This is a genomic window from Thiomonas sp. FB-6 (assembly GCF_000377645.1).
Lineage (GTDB): Bacteria > Pseudomonadota > Gammaproteobacteria > Burkholderiales > Burkholderiaceae_C > Thiomonas_A.
Map to the genome: position 1 here is coordinate 452,391 of NZ_KB898471.1, position 21,534 is coordinate 473,924.

General features: G+C 71.4%; 17 protein-coding genes. 10 read left to right on the plus strand and 7 right to left on the minus strand.

The window, feature by feature from the left end:
• The first annotated feature begins 26 nt into the window (after window positions 1-26).
• The 3 genes from D466_RS0102115 to D466_RS0102125 are packed head-to-tail and all read left to right on the plus strand — an operon-like array spanning window position 27 to window position 2,934.
• Window positions 27-956, plus strand: coding sequence for a formyltransferase (locus D466_RS0102115; protein WP_026284792.1), 930 nt, complete (start codon window positions 27-29; stop codon window positions 954-956).
• Window positions 953-2,008: a bifunctional UDP-4-keto-pentose/UDP-xylose synthase gene (locus D466_RS0102120; RefSeq protein WP_018912044.1), complete on the plus strand. Its 1,056-nt coding sequence runs from the start codon at window positions 953-955 to the stop codon at window positions 2,006-2,008. The genes D466_RS0102115 and D466_RS0102120 overlap by 4 nt, the downstream gene beginning before the upstream one ends.
• A 26-nt stretch (window positions 2,009-2,034) precedes the next feature.
• Window positions 2,035-2,934 carry a polysaccharide deacetylase family protein gene (locus tag D466_RS0102125; protein WP_018912045.1) on the plus strand — a complete coding sequence of 300 codons (900 nt, stop codon included), beginning with the start codon at window positions 2,035-2,037 and terminating at the stop codon, window positions 2,932-2,934.
• A 54-nt stretch (window positions 2,935-2,988) separates the two neighbouring features.
• Here the strand turns inward: D466_RS0102125 and acs are convergent, their stop codons facing one another.
• The gene (gene acs / locus D466_RS0102130) at window positions 2,989-4,971 is read right to left on the minus strand and encodes an acetate--CoA ligase (RefSeq protein ID WP_018912046.1); all 1,983 of its coding nucleotides are present in this window, start codon (window positions 4,969-4,971) and stop codon (window positions 2,989-2,991) included.
• Between the two features lie 304 nt (window positions 4,972-5,275).
• On the opposite strand from acs, the gene D466_RS0102135 reads away from it, so the two are divergent.
• From D466_RS0102135 to D466_RS0102155, 5 genes are all read left to right on the plus strand, one after another.
• Window positions 5,276-5,917, plus strand: a complete 642-nt coding sequence (locus D466_RS0102135; protein WP_026284793.1) for a YqhA family protein — start codon at window positions 5,276-5,278, stop codon at window positions 5,915-5,917.
• Between the two features lie 67 nt (window positions 5,918-5,984).
• The gene (locus D466_RS0102140) at window positions 5,985-7,514 is read left to right on the plus strand and encodes a fumarate hydratase (RefSeq protein ID WP_018912048.1); all 1,530 of its coding nucleotides are present in this window, start codon (window positions 5,985-5,987) and stop codon (window positions 7,512-7,514) included.
• 25 nt (window positions 7,515-7,539) lie between these two features.
• Window positions 7,540-8,451, plus strand: a complete 912-nt coding sequence (gene murI / locus D466_RS20275) for a glutamate racemase (protein WP_018912049.1) — start codon at window positions 7,540-7,542, stop codon at window positions 8,449-8,451.
• A 39-nt stretch (window positions 8,452-8,490) separates the two neighbouring features.
• A complete protein-coding gene (locus D466_RS0102150; RefSeq protein WP_018912050.1) occupies window positions 8,491-8,862 on the plus strand; it encodes a methyl-accepting chemotaxis protein in 372 nt (123 codons plus the stop codon).
• Window positions 8,863-9,003: 141 nt separating this feature from the next.
• Window positions 9,004-9,780 carry an exodeoxyribonuclease III gene (locus tag D466_RS0102155; protein WP_026284794.1) on the plus strand — a complete coding sequence of 259 codons (777 nt, stop codon included), beginning with the start codon at window positions 9,004-9,006 and terminating at the stop codon, window positions 9,778-9,780.
• Between the two features lie 71 nt (window positions 9,781-9,851).
• Here D466_RS0102155 and ntrC read toward each other — a convergent pair whose 3' ends face one another.
• From ntrC to D466_RS0102180, 5 genes are all read right to left on the minus strand, one after another.
• Entirely contained in the window at window positions 9,852-11,354 is a 1,503-nt protein-coding gene (ntrC, locus tag D466_RS0102160) for a nitrogen regulation protein NR(I) (protein ID WP_018912052.1), read from the minus strand.
• Window positions 11,355-11,373: 19 nt separating this feature from the next.
• Window positions 11,374-12,468 (minus strand): nitrogen regulation protein NR(II), encoded by a 1,095-nt coding sequence (gene glnL, locus D466_RS0102165; protein ID WP_018912053.1) that lies wholly within the window; start codon window positions 12,466-12,468, stop codon window positions 11,374-11,376.
• A gap of 21 nt (window positions 12,469-12,489) precedes the next feature.
• Window positions 12,490-13,005 (minus strand): hypothetical protein, encoded by a 516-nt coding sequence (locus tag D466_RS20280; RefSeq protein WP_156003907.1) that lies wholly within the window; start codon window positions 13,003-13,005, stop codon window positions 12,490-12,492.
• A 174-nt stretch (window positions 13,006-13,179) separates the two neighbouring features.
• Window positions 13,180-14,595 (minus strand): type I glutamate--ammonia ligase, encoded by a 1,416-nt coding sequence (gene glnA, locus D466_RS0102175; RefSeq protein ID WP_018912055.1) that lies wholly within the window; start codon window positions 14,593-14,595, stop codon window positions 13,180-13,182.
• A 292-nt stretch (window positions 14,596-14,887) separates the two neighbouring features.
• On the minus strand, window positions 14,888-15,673 hold the full coding sequence (locus D466_RS0102180) for a molybdopterin-binding protein (RefSeq protein ID WP_018912056.1): 786 nt from the start codon (window positions 15,671-15,673) through the stop codon (window positions 14,888-14,890).
• Window positions 15,674-15,789: 116 nt separating this feature from the next.
• Between D466_RS0102180 and D466_RS0102185 the strand changes: the two genes are divergently transcribed.
• Together D466_RS0102185 and D466_RS0102190 are read left to right on the plus strand one after the other, a co-directional pair.
• Window positions 15,790-17,154, plus strand: coding sequence for an aspartate aminotransferase family protein (locus D466_RS0102185; RefSeq protein ID WP_369759383.1), 1,365 nt, complete (start codon window positions 15,790-15,792; stop codon window positions 17,152-17,154).
• A gap of 47 nt (window positions 17,155-17,201) precedes the next feature.
• Window positions 17,202-17,711: a hypothetical protein gene (locus tag D466_RS0102190; protein WP_018912058.1), complete on the plus strand. Its 510-nt coding sequence runs from the start codon at window positions 17,202-17,204 to the stop codon at window positions 17,709-17,711.
• A gap of 25 nt (window positions 17,712-17,736) precedes the next feature.
• On the opposite strand, the gene D466_RS20285 is transcribed toward D466_RS0102190, so the two are convergent.
• On the minus strand, window positions 17,737-21,474 hold the full coding sequence (locus tag D466_RS20285) for a translocation/assembly module TamB domain-containing protein (protein ID WP_196803399.1): 3,738 nt from the start codon (window positions 21,472-21,474) through the stop codon (window positions 17,737-17,739).
• Window positions 21,475-21,534: the final 60 nt, after the last annotated feature.

Here is a 21,534-nt window from a genome sequence, read left to right on the forward strand (position 1 = left end):
CGGCCCCGGCGGCGGCCCCCGGCGCCATGCGCGCGGTGGTGTTCGCCTACCACAACGTGGGCGCGCGCTGCCTGCGCACCCTGCTGGCGCGCGGCATGCGCGTGGAACTGGTACTCACGCACCCGGACGACCCGGGCGAGAACCTGTGGTTCGAGCGCGTGGCCGACGTGGCCGCCGAGCACGGCATCCCCGTGCTGCTGGTGGACCAGGCGCTGGACCAGGCGCAGATCGAGCGCGTGCAGGCGCTGCGCGCCGACTACCTGTTCTCCTTTTACTTCCGGCGCATGCTGCCGCAGCCGGTGCTGGATTGCGCGCGCGTGGCGGCGCTGAACATGCACGGCTCGCTGCTGCCGCGCTACCGAGGGCGCGTGCCGGTGAACTGGGCCGTACTGCACGGCGAGACCGAGACCGGCGCCACGCTGCACCTGATGCAGGCCAGGCCCGACGCCGGCGACATCGTCGCGCAGCAAGCGGTGCCCATCCTGCCCGACGACACCGCGCGCGAGGTGTTCGACAAGGTCACGGTGGCCGCCGAGATCGCGCTGTGGCACGTGCTGCCGGCGCTGCTGCGCGGCGAAGTGCCCAGGAGCCCCAACCGCCTCGAGCGGGGCAGCTACTTCGGCGCTCGCAAGCCCGAGGACGGGCGCATCGACTGGAGCCGGCCGGCCGCGCAGGTCTACAACCTGATCCGGGCGGTGGCGCCGCCCTACCCCGGCGCCTTCTTCGAGGCCGGGGGACGCCGCCTGCTGGTGGCGCGCGCCCGGCTTGCAGCGCCGGCGCTGGCCGCCGCGCTGGAGGCCGGCGCCCCCGAAGGCCTTCATCTCCGCGCGGGTGCGCTGCTGGCACGCTGCGGCGACGGCGGCGTGCTGCACCTGCAACAGGTCTGGGACAGCGCGCAACCCGGCCTGGCCCTGGAGCCGCAACGCATCGCCCATCTCTTGCACCATCCATCATGAAAAAAGTCCTGATCCTCGGAGTCAACGGCTTCATCGGCCACCACCTGTCCAAGCGCATCCTCGGCACCACCGACTGGGAGGTGTACGGCATGGACATGAACACCGACCGCATCGCCGATCTGCTGGACAAGCCGCGGTTCCACTTTTTCGAAGGCGACATCACGATCAACAAGGAATGGATCGAATACCACGTGCGCAAGTGCGACGTGATCCTTCCGCTGGTGGCCATCGCCACGCCGGCCACCTACGTGAAGGCGCCGCTGCGGGTGTTCGAGCTGGACTTCGAGGCCAACCTGCCGATCGTGCGTGCCGCCGTCAAGCACCGCAAGCGCCTGGTGTTCCCGTCGACCTCCGAGGTCTACGGCATGTGCCCGGACGGCGAGTTCGACCCGGAAGCCTCGCCGCTGGTGTACGGGCCGATCAACAAGCCGCGCTGGATCTACGCCTGCTCCAAGCAGTTGATGGACCGCGTGATCGCCGGCTACGGCCAGCAGGAAGGGCTGGACTACACGCTGTTCCGTCCCTTCAACTGGATCGGCGCCGGGCTGGACACCATCTTCTCGGCCAAGGAAGGCAGCTCGCGCGTGGTCACGCAGTTCCTCGGCCACATCGTGCGCGGCGAGAACATCAGCCTGGTCGACGGCGGCATGCAAAAGCGCGCCTTCACCGACATCGACGACGGCATCGACGCGCTGATGCGCATCATCGAGAACCCGTCGGGCGTGGCCAGCGGGCAGATCTACAACATCGGCAACCCGGCCAACAACCATTCGGTGCGCGACCTGGCCGAGCGCATGCTGCGCCTGGCCGCCAGCATTCCCGAGTACGCCGAGACGGCGCACAAGGTGCAGCTGGTGGAGACCAGCTCGGGCGCCTACTACGGGGCCGGTTACCAGGACGTGGCCAACCGCGTGCCCAAGATCACCAACACCATGCGCGACCTCGACTGGGCGCCGCGCACCGACATGGACACCGCGCTGCGCAAGATCTTCGAGGCCTACCGCGGCCAGATCGCGCAGGCCCGCGCGCTGGTGGACGAGGCCGGCAACTGAGACGCCACGCCCCAGACGAGCCCCTCATGCCCCGCATCGCCCTCAAGGTGGACGTGGACACGCTGCGCGGCACCCTCGAGGGGGTTCCGGCGCTGCTGCGCCAGCTGGCGCGCCACGAGCTCCGCGCCACCTTCCTGTTCAGCCTCGGCCCGGACCACACGGGGCGCGCCCTCAAGCGCATCTTCCGCCCCGGCTTCCTCGCCAAGGTGCGCCGCACCTCGGTGGGCAGCAACTACGGACTCAAGACCCTGCTGTACGGCACGCTGCTGCCCGGCCCGGACATCGGGCGGCGCGCGGCCGAGCCGATGCGCGCCTCGTGGCGCGCCGGTCACGAGGTGGGGGTGCACACCTGGGACCACGTGCTGTGGCAGGACCACGTGGCGAGCCGCGATCGCGACTGGACCCGGCGCCAGCTGCAGCTGGCGGTCGAGCGCTTCGGCGAGGTGTTCGGGCGCGCGCCGGAGGTGCATGGCGCCGCGGGCTGGCAGATGAACCCGCAGGCCTACGAGCTGGAGCAGGAACTGGGCTTCAGCCTGGCCTCCGACTGCCGCGGCGACGCGCCCTTCCTGCCGCGCATCGGCGGGCGCGTGCTCGAGGTGCCGCAACTGCCCACGACGCTGCCCACGCTGGACGAGCTGATCGGCGTGGACGGCATCACCGCGGACAACGTGGCCGAGCACCTGCTGCGCCTGTCGCTGGACGGGCGCGACCACGTGTACACGCTGCACGCCGAGCTCGAGGGCGGCCAGCTCGGCCCGGTGTTCGAGGCCCTGCTGCAGGGCTGGATGGCCGCGGGGCTGCGCATCGGCACGCTGGGCGGCTACGCCGCCACGCTGGACCCGCGCCAGCTGCCGGTGCGCGAGGTGGGCCTGGGCAGCGTGCCGGGCCGCAGCGGCCTGCTCGCGGTGCCGCTGCCGGCGGCCTGAGCCGGGCTTCCCGGGCGCGAAAGGAGCCGGCGCATCGCGCCGGCCCGTTCCATCTCAGTGGTTGCGCGCCAGTTGATCGAGGATCGCCGGGTTCTCCAGGGTCGAGGTGTCCTGGGTGATCTGCTCGCCCTTGGCCAGCGTGCGCAGCAGGCGGCGCATGATCTTGCCCGAACGCGTCTTCGGCAGGTTGTCGCCGAAGCGGATGTCCCTGGGCTTGGCGATGGGGCCGATCTCGCGTCCGACGTGGTTGCGCAGCTCGTTGGCGATCTGCACCCCCTCCTCGCCCGTGGGCACCGCGCGCTTGAGCACCACGAAGGCGCAGATCGCCTCGCCGGTGAGTTCGTCCGGGCGCCCTACCACCGCGGCCTCGGCCACCAGCGGGTGCGAGACCAGCGCCGACTCGATTTCCATCGTACCCATGCGGTGGCCCGACACGTTCAGCACGTCGTCGATACGCCCGGTGATGGTGAAGTAGCCGGTGTTCGCATCGCGGATGGCGCCGTCGCCGGCCAGGTAGTAGCCCTTGAGCTCCTCAGGGTAGTAGCTCTTCTTGAAGCGCTCCGGATCCCCCCAGATGGTGCGGATCATCGCCGGCCAGGGCTTCTTGATCACCAGGATGCCCCCGGTGCCCCAGGGCAGGTCGTGGCCGGTCTCGTCCACCACCTCGGCGAACACCCCCGGCAGCGGCAGCGTGCACGAGCCCGGAACCATCGGCGTGGCGCCGGGCAGCGGGGTCATCATGTGGCCGCCGGTCTCGGTCTGCCACCAGGTGTCGACCACCGGGCAGCGGCTGCCGCCGATGTTCTGGTAGTACCACTCCCAGGCGGCCGGGTTGATCGGCTCGCCCACGGTGCCCAGGATGCGCAGGGAGTCGAGCTTGTAGTTGCGCGGATGCGCGGCCGGGTTGGCCTCCGCCGCCTTGATCAGCGAACGGATCGCGGTGGGCGCGGTGTAGAAGATCGTGACCTTGTGGTCCTGGATCATCTTCCAGAAGCGGCCGGCGTCGGGGAAGGTGGGCACGCCCTCGAACACGATCTCGGTCGCACCGCAGGCCAGCGGCCCGTAGGTGATGTAGGTGTGCCCGGTGACCCAGCCGATGTCGGCGGTGCACCAGAACAGGTCGTCGGGACGGATGTCGAAAGTCCACTGCATGGTCAGCTGGGCCCACAGCAGATAGCCCGCGGTGGAATGCTGCACGCCCTTGGGCTTGCCCGTCGACCCCGATGTGTACAGCAGGAACAGCGGGTGCTCGGCCTCGACCCACTCGGGCGCGCATTGCGCGGCCTGCGCCTCCACCAGCTCGTGCAGCCACAGGTCGCCCTTGGGGTTGAAGGCCACGTTGCCGCCGGTGCGCCGATACACCACCACGTTGCGCACGCTGTCGCAGCCGCCCAGGGCCAGCGCCTCGTCGACGATGGCCTTCAGCGCCAGCGACTTGCCGCCGCGGCGCTGCTCGTCGGCCGTGATCACCAGCACCGCGCCGGCATCCTCGATGCGGTCCCGCAGCGACTGCGCCGAGAAACCGCCGAACACCACCGAGTGGGTGGCGCCGATACGCGCGCAGGCCTGCATGGCCACGACGCCCTCGACCGACATGGGCATGTAGATCACCACCCGGTCGCCCTTCTTCACCCCCAGGCTCTTGAGCCCGTTGGCCATCCTGCAGGTGCGCTCGAGCAGTTCGCGGTAGCTCACCCGCGTGACCTTGCCGTCGTCGGCCTCGAACACGATGGCCGTGCGCTCGCCCTTGCCGGCCTCCACGTGGCGATCCAGGCAGTTGTAGGACACGTTGATCAGGCCGTCGCTGAACCACTTGTAGAAGGGCGCGGCGCTGGCGTCCAGCGTATGGGTGAAGGGCTTGTGCCAGCTCAGCCCCTCGCGGGCCAGGCGCGCCCAGAAACCCTCGAAGTCGCGCTCGGCCTCGTCCACCAGCGCGCGGTAGGCGTCCATGCCGGAGATGCGCGCGCCCTGCACGGCCTGCGCCGACGGGTAGTAGGTCTTCAGCGGCTGGTGTTCGGGGGCTTGTTGCTCGCTCATGGCTGTCTCCTGAGTGTTGGGCGGTTCGTGCCGCATTCGGGTTCCCGGCGGGCTGGCCCGCCCGCTGTCCGGTCCCACTGTAGGCTGTGGAAGTCCGATTGTGTACTCCCGGCTCTTACAGCGCCCTGACGTCGCGCAACGCGACGCCCCGACGGCGCCCGCCGCGCTTGCCGCCGCGTTTACACTTGGACGCATTCGCGGCGTGCCCCGGCGGCAGCTATGCTGGGCAGGCGGCTCCTGCCGCCGGCGCCCGGCTCCCCCGGCCTTGCGACTCCCCCGACTTCAGACTCCCCCTTCCGACCCGATGAGCGCACCCTCCCGCCCCAAGCCCCCCGTACCGCCGATTCCGGCGGTGGCGCGCCTGCTGTTCCTCAGCCGCTGGTTGCAACTGCCGCTGTACGCCGGCCTGATCGTGGCACTCGGCGTCTACGTGGTGCATTTCTGGATGGAGCTGTTCGACCTGGTGCGCGCGGCCATGGGCAGCCATCTGGCGCTGCAGCACCTGCTGGAGGGGCAGGCCGCGGGGCAGGCGGCCGAGCTCGGGCCGCAGCCCACGCGCCTGGGCGAGACCACCATCATGCTGGTGGCGCTGAGCCTGATCGACGTGGTCATGATCGCCAACCTGCTGATCATGGTGATCGTCGGCGGCTACGAGACCTTCGTGTCGCGCACCTACCTGGAGCAGCACCCCGACCACCCGGAATGGCTGTCCCACGTCAACGCCTCGGTGCTCAAGGTCAAGCTGGCCATGGCCATCATCGGCATCTCCTCCATCCACCTGCTGCGCACCTTCATCAACGCCGACGCCTACAGCGTCAAGGCGCTGGTGGCGCAGACCGCCATCCACATCACCTTCCTGGTGTCGGCGCTGGCGGTGGCCTGGACCGACCGGGTCATGACCCGCACCATCCACATGGGCGAGGAGCACGAGGCGGCGAGCCCATGAGCCGGCGCGGCGGGCTTAACATGCCGGGATAACCCGAAGACCATCCCGCCCCCCGGAGACCGCACCCATGACCAGCACCGTGATCCGCCAGGAAGACCTGGTGGAGTCCATCGCCGCCGCGCTGCAGTTCATCAGCTACTACCACCCGGCCGACTACATCCGCCACCTGGCGATGGCCTACGAGCGCGAACAGAGTCCGGCCGCGCGCGACGCCATCGCGCAGATCCTCACCAACAGCCGCATGTGCGCCGAAGGCCACCGGCCGATCTGCCAGGACACCGGCATCGTCAACGTGTTCCTGCGCGTGGGCATGGACGTGCGCTTCGAGGGCCTGAGCGGCTCGCTGCAGGACGCCGTCGACGAAGGGGTGCGCCGCGGCTACCTGAACCCGGACAACAAGCTGCGCGCCTCGGTGCTCGCCGATCCGCTGTTCGAGCGCAAGAACACGCGCGACAACACGCCGGCGGTGCTGCACGTGGAGCTGGTGCCGGGCAACACCGTGGACGTGCAGGTCGCCGCCAAGGGCGGCGGCTCGGAGGCCAAGTCCAAGTTCGCCATGCTCAATCCCTCGGACAGCGTGGTCGACTGGGTGCTCAAGACGGTGCCCACGATGGGCGCCGGCTGGTGCCCGCCGGGCATGCTGGGCATCGGCATCGGCGGCACGGCCGAGAAGGCGGTGCTGATGGCCAAGCAGGCGCTGATGGACGACATCGACATGAGCGAGCTGCTCACCCGCGGCCCCCGCGACCGCTTCGAGGAACTGCGCATCGAGCTGTACGAGAAGGTCAACGCGCTGGGCATCGGCGCGCAGGGTCTGGGCGGGCTGACCACGGTGCTGGACGTGAAGATCCGCCACTGGCCCTGCCACGCCGCCAACCTGCCGGTGGCCATGATCCCCAACTGCGCCGCCACGCGCCACGCCCACTTCGTGCTCGACGGCCAGGGCCCCGTGTACCTGGAGCCGCCCAGCCTGGACCTGTGGCCCGCCGTGCACTGGACCCCGGACACGCAGAAAAGCCGGCGCGTCAACCTGGACACCCTCACCCCCGAGCAGGTCGCGGCCTTCAAGCCCGGCGAGACCCTGCTGCTGTCGGGCAAGCTGCTCACCGGGCGCGACGCCGCGCACGCGCGCATCGCCTCCATGCTGGCCAAGGGCGAGAAGCTGCCGGTGGACTTCACCAACCGGGTGATCTACTACGTCGGCCCGGTCGATCCGGTGCGCGACGAAGCCGTGGGCCCGGCCGGGCCCACCACCGCCACGCGCATGGACAAGTTCACCGAGACCATGCTGGCGCAGACCGGGCTCATCGCCATGGTGGGCAAGGCCGAGCGCGGACCGGTCGCGCTGGAGGCCATCCGCAAGCACAGGAGCGCCTACCTGATCGCCGTGGGAGGCGCCGCGTACCTGGTGTCCAAGGCGATCAGGAGTTCGCGTCTGCTGGCCTTCCCCGACCTCGGCATGGAAGCGATCTACGAGTTCGAGGTGAGCGACATGCCGGTCACCGTGGCGGTGGACTCGCACGGCGACTCGGTGCACAAGAGCGGCCCGGCCGAATGGCAGGCGCGCATCGGCAAGATCCCGGTGAGCGCCGCCTGAGGCAGCGCGCCGCCCCGAGGCCCAGGTGAGCACGACCGCGCCGGACACGGCGCCCCTGGCGGACGCCACGGCGGACACGGCGGCGAGCCGGGCGGCGCAGGCTTCGGCGCCCTGCATCGGCGTGTTCGACTCGGGCCTGGGCGGGCTCACGGTGCTCGCGGCGCTGCACCGGCGCCTGCCGGGCGCGCGCCTGCTGTACGCGGCCGACTCCGCCTTCGCGCCCTACGGGGACCGCGACGCGGCCTACGTGCAGCAGCGCTCACGGGTGCTCACCCGCTTCCTGCTCGAACAGGGGGCGCAGATGATCGTGGTGGCCTGCAACACGGCCACCGCGCTGGCCATCGCCGAGCTGCGCGCCGAATGGCCGCGGCTGCCTTTCGTGGGCATCGAGCCGGCCATCAAGCCGGCGCTGGCGGCGCGCGCCGAGGCCGACGGTCCGGTGGGCGTGCTGGCCACCAGCGCCACGCTGGCCAGCGGCAGGTTCCGCAAGCTGCTGGAGCAGCACGGAGGGGGCGCGCGCGTGGTGCTGCAGGCCTGCCCCGGACTGGTCGAGGCCATCGAGGCCGACGGGCCGCAGGCGCCGCGCACGCTGGAACTGCTGCGGCGATTCTGCCAGCCCCTGCGTGAAGCCGGCTGCACCCGCGTGGTGCTGGGCTGCACCCACTATCCGCTGCTGGCCGAGGCCATCCGCGCGGCCGTCGGCGGCGCGGCACGCCTGCTGGACCCCGCCGATGCGGTGGCCGCCCAGGCCGAGCGCATGGCGCAGGGGCTGCCCTCGCGGGCGCCGGGCGCGGCGCTGCAGGCCTGGAGCAGCGGCGACCCTGCCTTGCTGCTGCGCGTGGCCGCGGCCTGCGCCTTGCCCATCGAGCGCGTGCTGGCGCTGCCGGCGCGGGACGCGACGGGCACGCGGCCTGGCGATCTCGCAAAAGCCCTGTAGGAAACCTTCAGAATCGTCCACAAGCGCAGCCTGGAGACCGTGGCCGGCACCCACGCGCGGGCCGAGCGCCTGGCCGCCTCCATGGCCCAGCAAGCGGCGCAGCACGCCCGCGGCACCGGCGAGGCCGTGCAGCGCACGGTGCAGGACATGCGCGCCATCGCCGAGCGCATCTCGGTGGTCGACGACATCGCCTACCAGACCAACATGCTGGCGCTCAACGCGGCCATCGAGGCCGCCGGCGCCTCGCAGGCCAGCGGCATCGCCCGGATCCACGCGGCGATGCCCCAGGTCAACGCCGCCACCCAGCACAACGCCTCGGCCCCCGAACAACTGGCGGCCACCGCCGAGCAGATGCGCGGCCAGGCCGCCGCGCTGCGCGCCAACGTCGAGCGCTTCCTCCTGGAAGCCTGAGGGTCTCGGGGGCGGCGCGATGAATGCAGGCGGCCGCGCCGCACGAGTATGCTCTGGCGCCATCGGCGCGCGCCCCGCGGCTTTCGGCCGCCGGGCGTGATGGGGTGCGCAGCGCATTCCGGCCGCTCCAACTCCGCCAAGATGAAAATCGCCACCTGGAACGTCAACTCCCTTTCCGTGCGCCTGCCGCAATTGCTCGACTGGCTGGCCGCGCAGCAGCCGGACATCGTGGTGCTGCAGGAGACCAAGCTGGTCGACGCGCGCTTTCCCCATGCCGAACTGCTGGCCGCCGGCTGGCAGGCGCAATGCTTCGGGCAGCCCACCTACAACGGCGTGGCCCTGCTGTCGCGCACGCCGGCGCAGGACGTGCAGCGCAACCTGCCGGGGCTGGACGATCCGCAGGCGCGCCTGATCGCCGCCAGCGTCGGCGGCCTGCGCGTGGTCGGCGCCTATTTCCCCAACGGCCAGGAACCGGGCAGCGAGAAGTTCGCCTACAAGATGGGATGGCTCGAAGCGCTGGAGACCTGGCTCGCCGGGCAGCTGGCCGCGCACCCCCGGCTGGTGCTGCTGGGCGACTTCAACGTGGCGCCGGAGGACCGCGACGTCTACGACCCCGAGGCCTGGCGCGGCAAGATCCACTGCACCGACGAGGAGCGCGCGCACTTCCACAAGTTGATCGGGCTCGGCCTGGTGGACGCCTTCCGCCTGTTCGAGCAGCCCGAGAAAAGCTGGAGCTGGTGGGACTACCGCAACCTGGCCTTCCGCCGCAACCAGGGGCTGCGCATCGACCACGTGCTGGTCTCGGAAGCGCTGCGCGCCAGCGTGCGCGCCTGCGCCATCGACCGCGCGCCGCGCAAGAACGAACGCCCCAGCGACCACGCGCCGGTGTGGGTGGAACTGGAGACGCCCGGCGCCTGAGACCGGCGCCTGAGACCGTCACCTCGGCGCGGCGCCCGATGGCGCCGCCCGGGGCCGGTCCGTGGCGCGGCTCAGTCCGGGTCCAGTCCCAGTTCCTGGATCTTGCGCGTGATGGTGTTGCGCCCGATACCCAGACGCTGGGCAGCCTCGATGCGTCGGCCGTGCGTGACCTCCAGCGCGGCCAGGATCACCGCGCGCTCGAAACGCTGGGTCAGCTGGTCCATCACCTGGGTGCCGCCGGATTGCAGCATCGAGCGGGCCTGGCCGGCCAGGTCGACCTCCCAGGCCGCGGCAACGGCAGCCGGCACGATGACAGCGCCCTGCGCCTCGGTACCGGACGCAGGCTCCGCCGCGGCAACCGGCGCGAAGGCTCCCGCGCCCGTCGCCACGCCGGCCACGCCCGCGCCCGCCGGCGCCTGCGTGGCGCCGCTGAGTTCGGGCGGCAGATCCTTCACGTCGACCACCAGGCCGGGCGCCATCACCGTGAGCCAGTGGCACAGGTTCTGCAGCTCGCGCACGTTGCCCGGGAAGGGATAGGCCTGCAGCACGGCCAGCGCGGCCTCGGACAGGCGCTTGGTCTCCACGCCCAGTTCGGCCGCGCTCTTGTGCAGGAAATGGCGCACCAGCAGTTCGATGTCCTCGCGGCGCTCGCGCAGCGGCGGCAGGCGCAGGCGGATCACGTTGAGCCGGTGGAACAGGTCCTCGCGGAACAGGCCGTCGCGCACACGCTGCTCCAGGTTCTGGTGCGTGGCGGCGATCACCCGCACGTTGGCGCGGATCGGCGCGTGCCCGCCCACCCTGTAGAAATTCCCGTCGGACAACACCCGCAGCAGCCGGGTCTGCAGTTCGTAGGGCATGTCGCCGATCTCGTCCAGGAACAGCGTGCCCCCCTCGGCCTGCTCGAAACGCCCCCGGCGCGAGGCCTGCGCGCCGGTGAAGGCCCCGCGCTCGTGGCCGAACAGCTCGCTTTCCAGAAGGTCGCGCGGGATGGCCGCGGTGTTGATGGCCACGAAGGGCCCCTGCGCCCGCGGGCTGTGACGGTGCAGCGCCTGCGCCACCAGTTCCTTGCCGCTGCCCGACTCGCCGGTGATCAGCACCGTCACCAGCGAGGGCGACAGGCGCCCGATGGCGCGGAACACATCCTGCATGGCCGGCGCCTGGCCGAGCAGTTCCGGCGTTTCCAGGCCGGCGCTCTCCGCGCCCTGCTCGCGCAGGCTCTCGTCGACGGCGCGCCGGATCAGGTCCACCGCCTTGTCTACGTCGAAGGGCTTGCTCAGGTACTCGAAGGCTCCGCTCTGGAAGGCCGACACCGCGCTGTCCAGGTCGGAGTAGGCGGTCATGATGATCACCGGCAGCTGCGGCTGGCTGCGCTTGAGCTCCTGCAACAGCGTGATGCCGCTGCCCCCCGGCATGCGGATGTCCGACACCAGCACCTGCGGCTGCTCGGTGGCCAGTGCCGCCTGCACCTCGCGGGTGCTGGCGAAGCTGCGTACGGGCAGCTCGGCCTTCTCCAGCGCCTTTTGCAGCACGAAACGGATGGATTGATCGTCGTCGACGATCCAGATGGGTTTCATCGCGGCCTCCGCGCCCGGTTCAGGCCAGAGGCAGCAGGATGCGGAAGTCGGTGTGTCCGGGCTGGCTGTCGCACTCGATGGTCCCCTGATGCTGTTGGATGAAGGTCTGCGCCAGGGTCAGACCCAGGCCCGAGCCACCGTCCCGCCCCGAGACCAGCGGAAAGAACATGCGGTCCTTGATGTGATCCGGGACCCCGGGGCCGTTGTCCATCACATGCAAGACCAATGCCAGGCGGTGGCGCTGCTTGACCACCGTCACCTGGCGTGCGATTCGCGTCTTGAACACGATGCGCGCGTCCCCGGCGGCGCGGCGCTCGGCCAGCGCCAGCGCCGCGTTGTGCGCGATGTTCAGCACGGCCTGGATCAGCTGCTCGCGGTCTCCGCGCAGCTCGGGCAGGCTGGCGTCGTAGTCGCGCACCACCTCCAGGCCGCGCGGGAACTCCGCCAGGATCACCGAGCGCACGCGCTCGAGCACCTCGTGGATGTTCAGCTCGGCCACCACGTGCGGCCTCCGGTGCGGCGCCAGCAGCCGGTCCACCAGGCTCTGCAGGCGGTCGGCTTCGTGGATGATCACCCGCGTGTATTCACGCAGTTCGCGGCTGTCCAGCTCGGCCTGCAGCAACTGCGCGGCGCCGCGGATGCCGCCCAGCGGGTTCTTGATCTCGTGCGCCAGGTTGCGGATCAGGTCCTTGCTGGCCTGCGCCTGGCGATGCCACTGCTCCTCGCGCTCCTGGCGGCTTTGCTGGCCCAGCTCCACCAGCTCGGCCAGCAGCAGCCCGGGCGCGTCGGTGCGCGAGACCACCACCTGCACCGGAATGGGCTCCGCGCCGGCACGCGCGATCATCGAATCGTCGAAGCGCTTGCTGGAGAATTCCTCGCCCAGTACCTGGCGCAGCGCCTCGCGCAACGGGCCGTGGCGGCTCAGCCAGTGCTCGAGTTCCTGGCCCAGAAGCTGGCGCCGCGACAGGCCCAGGCCGGCTTCCAGCGCCGCATTGGCGTGCACCACCCGCCCGTCGGCGTCCACCACCGCGGCCATCGTGGCCAGCCAGTCCAGCGCGGCCGCCGCGTGCAGCGCGGCATCCGGCTGCGCGTCGCCGCCGCCGTCCGCGGGCATGGCGGATTCGTTCACGCCTTCTCAGTTCGAGTAATGCTGAAGCTCACGCTGCAGCGCGTCGATGTTCGACTTGGTCAGGTCGATCTGCTGTTTCATCGCCTGCACCCGGTCGAGGTATTTCTGGTAGTTGCGCTCGTCGCCCAGGCGCTGCGGCTGGCCGTTGTTGTACTCCTGCATCTGCTGGGCCAGCTTGGCCTGCTGCGCCTGCAGCTCGCTTTGCAGCAACTGGCGCGCCTCGGCGTCGCGCTCGCTTTGCGCGCCGGAACTGACCTGCTCGGGGCCGGACGCGTGGTGCGCGTCGGCCGCCGGGCGGCGCGCCCGGTGCGCCGGCAGCGGCGTGGGCGAAAACACGCTGATATTCGCGTTGTCCACCGGCTTGCAGTTCTTCTCCCGCACCACGCTGAGCATGTTGGTGTAGGAGTTGTCGGGGCAGCGGTACACGCGAGCGGGATCGATGGCCTGCGCCGACGCGCCGGCCACGGCGCAGGCACCCAGACAGATCAGGAGAACAAGACGGCCAACGGCATCGGTGCGCATCGCAAACCCTGGAAGAACGGACCGGTCAACGGCATGATCGGCGGCGCCCGCGCGGCGGCCGGCATGCGCCCGAGTGTAAAGTAAACCGGCGCCGCAATCTCGCGACTGCGGCGCCGGCGGCTGCGAAGGCCCGGTCCGCCGCGGCCCCTCGCGGGCCCGCGGCGGGCGCGGACTTCACAGCGAGTAGTACATGTCGAACTCGACCGGGTGGGTGGTCATGCGGAAGCGCGTGACCTCCTCCATCTTCAGCGCGATGTAGGCGTCGATGAAATCGTTGCTGAACACGCCGCCGCGGGTCAGGAAGCCGCGGTCCTGGTCCAGGTAGCCCAGCGCCTGGTCGAGGCTGGAGCACACGGTCGGGATCTTCGCGTCCTCTTCCGGCGGCAGGTCGTACAGGTTCTTGCTCGCGGCCTCGCCCGGGTGGATCTTGTTCTCGACGCCGTCGAGGCCGGCCATCAGCATGGCGGCGAAGCCCAGGTACGGGTTGCAGGTCGGATCCGGGAAACGAACCTCGATGCGGCGGGCCTTGTCGCTTTGCACGTAGGGCACGCGGATCGACGCCGAACGGTTGCGGGCCGAGTAGGCCAGCTTCACCGGGGCCTCGAAGCCCGGCACCAGTCGCTTGTAGCTGTTGGTGCCCGGGTTGGTGATGGCGTTGAGCGCGCGCGCGTGCTTGATGATGCCGCCGACGTAGTACAGCGCGAAGTCCGACAGGCCCGCATAGCCGTTGCCGGCGAACAGGTTCTTGCCGTCCTTCCAGATCGACTGGTGCACGTGCATGCCCGAGCCGTTGTCGCCCACCACCGGCTTGGGCATGAAGGTGGCCGTCTTGCCGTAGCTGTGCGCCACGTTCTGCACCACGTACTTGAGCACCTGGGTCCAGTCGGCGCGCTGCACCAGGGTGGAGAACATGGTGCCGATCTCGCACTGGCCGGCGCCCGCCACTTCGTGGTGGTGCACTTCCACCGGAACGCCCATCTGCTCGAGGATCAGGCACATCTCGGAACGGATGTCCTGCAGGCTGTCCACCGGGGGCACGGGGAAGTAGCCGCCCTTGACCGCCGGGCGGTGGCCCATGTTGCCGCCTTCGATCTTCTCGCCGCTGGACCAGGAGGCCTCGTCGGAGTCGATCTTCACGAAGCAGCCGGACATGTCGACGTTCCAGCGCACCTGGTCGAAGATGAAGAATTCGGGTTCCGGACCGAAATAGGCGGTGTCGCCGATGCCCGAGGCCTTCAGGAAGGCCTCGGCCTTCTTGGCGATGGAGCGGGGGTCGCGGTCGTAGGGCTTGCCGTCGCCGGGTTCGAGCACGTCGCACTGCAGCAGCAGCGTGGTCTCTTCCATGAACGGGTCGATGTTGGCGGTGTTGGCGTCGGGCATCAGCAGCATGTCGGAGGCCTCGATGCCCTTCCAGCCGGCGACCGAGGAGCCGTCGAAGGCATGACCCTGGGTGAACTTGCTTTCATCGAACGCCGACACCGGCACGGTCACGTGCTGTTCCTTGCCGCGGGTGTCCGTGAAGCGGAAATCGACGAACTTGACGTCGTTTTCCTTCACCATGTTCAGTACGTCAGCAACCTGTTTGGTCATGCAAGTTCTCCGGAAAGGATGTTCGGTGGTGTGGAGGGAACGGCCCGCGGCTTCGGCCCGGTCGCTAGGCGCCGGAATGGCCGCCCATGCGGCTGCTCCGGGGCCCGCTCGACCCTGCTCGCAAATCTAGCAGAATCCATGCCATCCTCCGGTGATTTCACACCAGCCAGGACGGCCATGGGCGCAAGCCCGGCGCGCCGGGGGCCGCGCGCGCGGCAAGGCTGCGCCCCGTGCGCCGCGGCGTTCCGGCGCGCGCACCACGGACGTGCTCGACGCACCGGAATGGTGCTCATCAGATGGAACGCACCGTTTCGGTGCGCAGCTTCGCGCCCAGCTCGATCAGGCCCTGCCTGAGGGCATCGAAGGCGGGTTGCACGCACTGCGGTTCGCCCTTGACCCCGATCTCGATATGCCGCCCCCACTGGGCGTCGTCGACGCTGGGCAGGCTGTAGACCTTCACCTGCGCGTGCTCGCGCTCGATGCGCAGCATCAAGGGGGTGAGTTCCGACTCCATCGCGCCCTGCACGATCAGGCCGCGCTCCAGGTATCCGGCGGGACGCTGCAGATGCTGCAGCCGGGTATCGAGCACCCACTCGATCATCGGCCAGGCCATCACCGGGAAGCCGGGCACGAAATAGTGCTCGCGAATGAAAAAACCCGGGATCTGGTTGTAGGGGTTGGGAATGATCTGCGCGCCCTGCGGGAAGGTGCCCATCTGCAGGCGCTGCTGGTTGGCGGGCGATTCCGGCTCCCCCAGGGAGGCGGTGACGATGCGCTGGCGGATCAGCGCGGCCGCCTCGGGGTGCAGTTCCAGCGGCAGGCCGAGCGCGGCGGCGGCCGCGGCACGGGTGTGGTCGTCCGGCGTGGCGCCGATGCCCCCGCAGCTCAGCACGGTGTCTCCGCGCTCGAAACTCGCGCGCAGCGAATCGTGCAGCACCTGCGCATCGTCGCCCAGGTACTGCGCCCATTGCAATTGCATGCCGCGCGCGGCCAGCAGTTGCTGCACGCGGGAAAAATGCTTGTCCTGCCGCTTGCCGGACAGGATTTCGTCACCGATGATGTACAGACCCAGAGCCATGAGCTGGAGAAGCGCAGTTGAGCGGAACGATCTGGCAGCGCAAGTCCGGCATACCGGCATGCGCACCAGGGCCAAGTCGATCCCGTACATTGTTTGCGCAATCGGAGAAACTTTCCATGAACGCACGCGAGAATTCCCCTGATTCCCGGGCCGAGGCCGGCGCGGCGGCACCGATGCAGGCGCTGTGGATGCCCTTCACCGCCAACCGCGCCTTCAAGAGCGCGCCGCGCCTGCTGGTGCAGGCCAGCGGCATGTACTACCGCAGCGACGACGGCCGCGAGATCCTGGACGGCGCGGCGGGCCTGTGGTGCGTGAACGCCGGGCACTGCCGCGAGCCCATCACCCGCGCCATCCAGGAGCAGGCGGCGCGCATGGACTACGCCCCCTCCTTCCAGCTCGGGCATCCGCTGGAGTTCGAGGCCGCGCAGGCGCTGGCCGACATCGCGCCGGGGCGGCTCAAGCGCGTGTTCTTCACCAACTCCGGCTCGGAAAGCGTGGACACCGCGCTGAAGATCGCGCTGGCCTACCACCGCGCGCGCGGCCAGGGCCACCGCAACGTGTTCGTCGGCCGCGAGCGCGGCTACCACGGCGTGGGCTTCGGCGGCATCTCGGTGGGGGGCATTCCCGGCAACCGCAAGGTGTTCCATGGCGCGCTGCTGCCCCACGTGGACCACCTGCCGCACACCCACGACCTCGAGCACCAGGGTTTCTCGCGCGGCCAGCCGGCCTGGGGCGCGCACCTGGCGGACGAGCTCGAGCGCATCGTGCAGCTGCACGACGCCTCGAACATCGCCGCGGTCATCGTCGAGCCGGTGGCCGGCTCCACCGGCGTGCTGGTGCCGCCCCAGGGCTACCTGCAACGCCTGCGCGCGCTGTGCGACAAGCACGGCCTGCTGCTGGTGTTCGACGAGGTGATCACCGGCTACGGGCGCCTGGGCGCGCCCTTCGCCGCGCAGGCGCTGGGCGTGCTGCCCGACATCATGGTCACCGCCAAGGCGGTGAACAACGGCACCGTGCCCCTGGGCGCGGTGTTCGTGCGCGAGGACCTGGTCGACACCGTGTTCGACGCCGCCGGCGAGGGCGCCATCGAACTGCCCCACGGCTATACCTATTCCGGGCACCCGCTGGCCGCCGCCGCCACCTTGGCCACGCAGCGCCTGTATGCCGAGGAAGGGCTGCTCGACCGGGTGCGCCGCGACGGACTGGACAGCTACTGGGAACAGACCCTGCACGGCCTGCGCGACGCCCCGCACGTGCGAGACATCCGCAACATCGGCCTCATGGGGGCGGTGGAACTGCACCCCCGCGCCGACGGCGCCGGCCTGCGCGGGCAGGAGGTATTCGCGCGCTGCTTTGCACTTGGGGCGCTGGTGCGCTATACCGGAGACACGATCGCGCTGTCGCCGCCGCTGATCATCGAACGCGCGCAGGTCGACCGCCTCGCCGAGACGCTGCGCCGCGCGCTGCGGGAGACGCGCTGAGCGGCGGGCGAACCCATTCACCGCCCCACCCGCCCGAGGAGCCTTCCATGCGACGTCTCTATTTTCTGGTTCCGGACGTCCCCACGGCCTCGGCCGTGGTCGACGAGCTGCTGCTGGCGCGCGTGCCGGAGAAATCCATCCACGTCGTGGCGCGCGAAGGCACGCCGCTGGGCAACCTGCCCGAGGCAGGCCTGGCCGAGAAGTCCGACCTGATCCCGGCGCTCGAGCGCGGGCTCGGGCTCGGCGGAGTCACCGGCACGCTGGCCGGGCTGGTGGTCATCGCGGTGCCCGGCGCCGCCGTGGTCTCCGCGGGGGCCATCGTGCTCAGCCTGGCGGTGGCCGGCGGCGCGGTCGGCGCCTGGGTGAGCAGCATGATCGGGGTCAGCGTGGACAGCCCGCGCCTGCGGCCCTACGAGCAGGCCATCGAGCAGGGCAAGCTGCTGATGATGATCGACGTGCCCACGCAGCGCGTCGAGGAGATCGACCAGCTGGTAAGGCGCCAGCACCCCGAGGCCGAGCCCGAGGGCGTGGACCCCGACATTCCGGCCTTCCCCTGACCCCGCGCGCCTCCGGCGCGCGGGGTCAATCGAAATGGAAGGTGTAGAAAAGGTCGACGGCGTTGTCGGTGCCGGACTGCAGGCGCAGCGACAGGCGTTTGGTGAAGGTGTAACGCACGTTGAACAGGCTGCTGGCGGCCGCCAGCCCCTGTTCGATGCTCACCGACAGGCGTGAACTCAGCTTCTTGCCCACCGTGACCACGCTGTTCTGCAGGCCGCCCTGCCCGCTGAGCGTGAGCTGGTCCAGGCCCAGCGCGCCGGCCAGGCGACTGGTCAGCGGGACCCCCTGGCCGCTGGACAGCAGCGCCGCCGCGGCCGTTTGCAGCGCGGCGTTCTGGTCGCTGCCCACGGTGCTCGGGTCCTGGCCGAGGACCAGCCATGACAGGATGGCGCCGTCGGACATCGGCGGATCCGAGTTCAGTGCCACCTGGGGCGCGCGCAGCGTGCCCGTGACCCGCACCCCCACCTGCACCGGCAGGTTGTCGCGCTGCGCGGCCAGGTTCAGGCCCGGGTTGTCCACCGGCCCGGAGAAGTTCACGCTGCTGCCGGCGACCAGGCTCAGTTGCTGGCCGTAGGCCGAGTAGGTTCCGCTGCGCACGGCGACGCTGCCCTCGGCGTGCAGGGGCTGGCCGGGATCGGCGCGCAGCAGCAGCGCGCCCCCCAGGCGCGCGTCGACGCCGTAACCGCCGAGATGGAAGTCGCGGCCCAGGTCCAGGCGCAGTTGCGCGCTCACCGGCATCGCACCGCTTCCCGGAGGGGCCGGCGCCGGCCTGCCCTGCACCACCACGTCGGGCGCCAGGCGGGGCGTCTCGGCGCTGGCCAGCTCGATGTCGGCCTTGTCCACGTGCAAGGCGGCGTCCAGCGCCACCTGCCCATGCACCGCGCGCAGCGTGCCGCTTCCGCTGAGCTGCACCTGGCGCCCGGGGCGATCCAGCGCCTGCAGCCGGTCCAGCTTCCACGCGACGGCGCCGTTGAGCAGCCCCTCGGCCAGGCCCATGCTGCCGCTGGCCTGCAGGCTTCCCTGCCCGGAGGCATCGTCCACCCGCAGCGAGCGCAGGCGCAGGCGGTCGCCGTCGAACACGGCGTCGAGGCTGCCGTCGCGCAGGTCCAGGCCGATCTCGGGAAGGGCCAGCGCCAGGGCCTTGCCGGCCAGGCTTCCCTGCAGGCGCGGCGCCGCCAGGGTGCCCGATGCCCGCAGTTCGCCACGCAGGGCCCCGGCGGCGCGCGCGCCCTGGGGCAGCCAGCCCGACAGCCAGGAAAGCTCGGGCATGTCGAGCTTCGCGCGGCCGCTCAGCGGCGCCTGCGGGTCCACGCTCCAGCCCCGTGCCGACTGGCGCAGACCCAGGTCGGCACCCGCCTGCAGACTTCCCAGCCGGGCCCCGGCGGCGTCCAGCGCCGCGTGCAGGCTGCCCGCGCCGGCGTCCACGCGCAAGGCCAGGCGCGACAGGCCCAGCGGCAGGCCGCCCCCCGCCGGCAGCACGAGATCGCCGCTGCTGCGCTGAAGCTCCAGGTGCAGCGTCGGCGCGGGGCCGGTGCGCAGATCCCAGGCGGCCGCCAGGCGCAGGTCGGAGCGCAGCCCGTGCAGCCCTACGCCCGCCACGCGAGCCCAGTACGTCGGGTCGAGCCGGCTGGCTCGACCGCTGGACGACCAGGCCCCGGCTTCGCGGCGCAGGCTGCCCAGCTCGATGGTTCCGCCCGGGCTTTGCAGCGTTGCGTGGCGCAGCGCGAAACTCCCGTCCACGCCCACGCGCAACGCGGCAGGTGCGAGCAGGCGCAGGGGCAGCGAACCCGTGTTGTCCAGCGTGTCGATGCTCGCGCTCCAGCCCTTCGCGGGCAGCCAGGAGCCCTGCGCGCTCGCCTGCAGGCGCAGGCGCGGCGGAGCCAGCAGCCGCAGCTTCAGCGTGTGCGCGCGCAGGGTGCCGCGCAGTTGCAGCGCCAGCTCGCGCAGCGACTGGCCGGCCACGCGCAGGTCCTGGCCGCTGGCCTGCACGCGAAGCGGCCCCTGCAGTCCCTGGGCGATCTGCGCATCCAGATCGAGGCGGGCCAGCCGCAGCGAATCCGGCCCGCGCAACTCGCGCGCATGCAGGACGAGGCGGCCGCTGGGCGCGGGCAGTCCGCCGTGCACGGTGGCCCGCGCCTGCGCACTGCCGCTCCAGCCCTCGCCGAGTTGCGCCAGTGCCGGGGCCTGAAGCTGCAGCCGCAGGCTGTCGCCGGGCCGGCCGAAGCTGCCCTGGGCCTGCAGGCGGTTGGCCCCCAGGCGCAAGGCGGCCTGTACATCGCGCACCGTGCGCGGCGTCAGCAGTCCGCTGGCGCTGCCCTGCAGAGGCTGCCCGCGCCACCGGCTCGGCTCGACCCGCAGCGCAACGCGGGCGCTCGGCGCGGCCAGATCACCCTGCGCCTGCAATTGCAGGTTCAGGCGCGCGCGCGGCCAGTCGCCGAAACGCCGGGGATCGAAGTCGTGCAGGCGGGCCCGCAGCGAAAAAGCCCGTGCCTGCCCCTGTTCGAGGCTGCCGGCGAGGCTCAGTTCGGCGCCCTGGGCCTGCAGGCGCGCGCGCTCGACGTCGATGCGCCGCCCCGCGTGCCGCACTCGCAGCAGCGCCTGCCAGCCCGGCTGGCTCAGCGTGGCCGACAGGCTTTGCGCCTGCGCGCCGAGCGTGGCCTGCAGGCGGCCCTGCAGGCGCGTGGCCAGCAGGCGCGCATACAAGGCGTGCAGGTCCAGCGCGCGCGCCTGCAGGTCCACGGTGGCGCTGGCGTCGAGCGGCCAGGCGATGCTGCCGTCCAGGCTGCCGCCGCCCGCCAGGGCCGCGTGCAGGCCGGACGCGCGCAGCACGCCACCCTGCAGCGACAGCGCGGAGTCCAGGCGCGACAGGGGCAGGCGCCCCGCGTCGGCGCTTCCCGGCAAGGCGTTGCGCAGCGCAAGCTCGCCACGCAGCCCGTCCCGGGCGGTGCCGCGCAGGCGCGCCCGCAGGCTGAGTTCGGCTCGGGGCAGCGCGGGGTCGATGCGCCGCGGATCCAGGCCCTGTAGGTCCACGCTCGACGGGCCCAGCCATACGGGCTCGAAGGGAAGCAGCTCGGCCCGCAGCACGGCGCGCGCCTGCCAGGCCTTCAGCGTCGCCTCCAGACGCGGGTGTTCCAGGGTTCCGCCGACGCGGGAATCGAGCTGCAGGGGCTGGTGCCGCAGGTTCAGCTCGGCCCCCAGCGATCCGCGCAGCGAGAAGGGCGCGCGCGCGGCCATGTGCCAGCTCGTGCGCGCGCTGCCCCAGGGCCCGTTCCAGTCCCCCGCCAGCTGCCACGCGGCCGCGTCGCCGCGCAGGCGCGCCCGCAGCGAGCCCAGGTCCTGCCAGGCGCCCTGCCCCGCGCGGCGCCAGCGCAGGCGGCCCACACGCAGCGCGTCCACGCGCAGCGCCAGCGGCGGCGCCAGCTGCGCCGCCGGGCGCGAGGGCGCGCCGCCGGCGGAGGCGCTGGCGCCCTGCTGCAGATCCAGTTCCCCCGCCGACAGCTCCAGCACGTGCAGTTGGGGCGCCAGGTGCAGCAGGTCGCGCGGCTGCCAGCGCAGCACCAGGGCTCGCGCGTCCACGCGGGTCGTGCCGCGGCTCCACTGCAGGCGCGCCACGCGCAGGCCGCTCCACACGGAACCCTGCACGCCCTGCAGGCGCACGCCGCCGCGCGCGGCGGCCCAGCGCAGGCCCTCGGCGCTGCCCAGCCAGGCCAGCGCCGCGGCCAGTGCCGCGAGCAGCAGCACACAGCCCGCGGCGAGCCGCACGGCCCGGCGCCCGCGGCGCGGCGCGGCTGCCGCGCGAGAGCGGGGTTCGAGGCCGCCCGG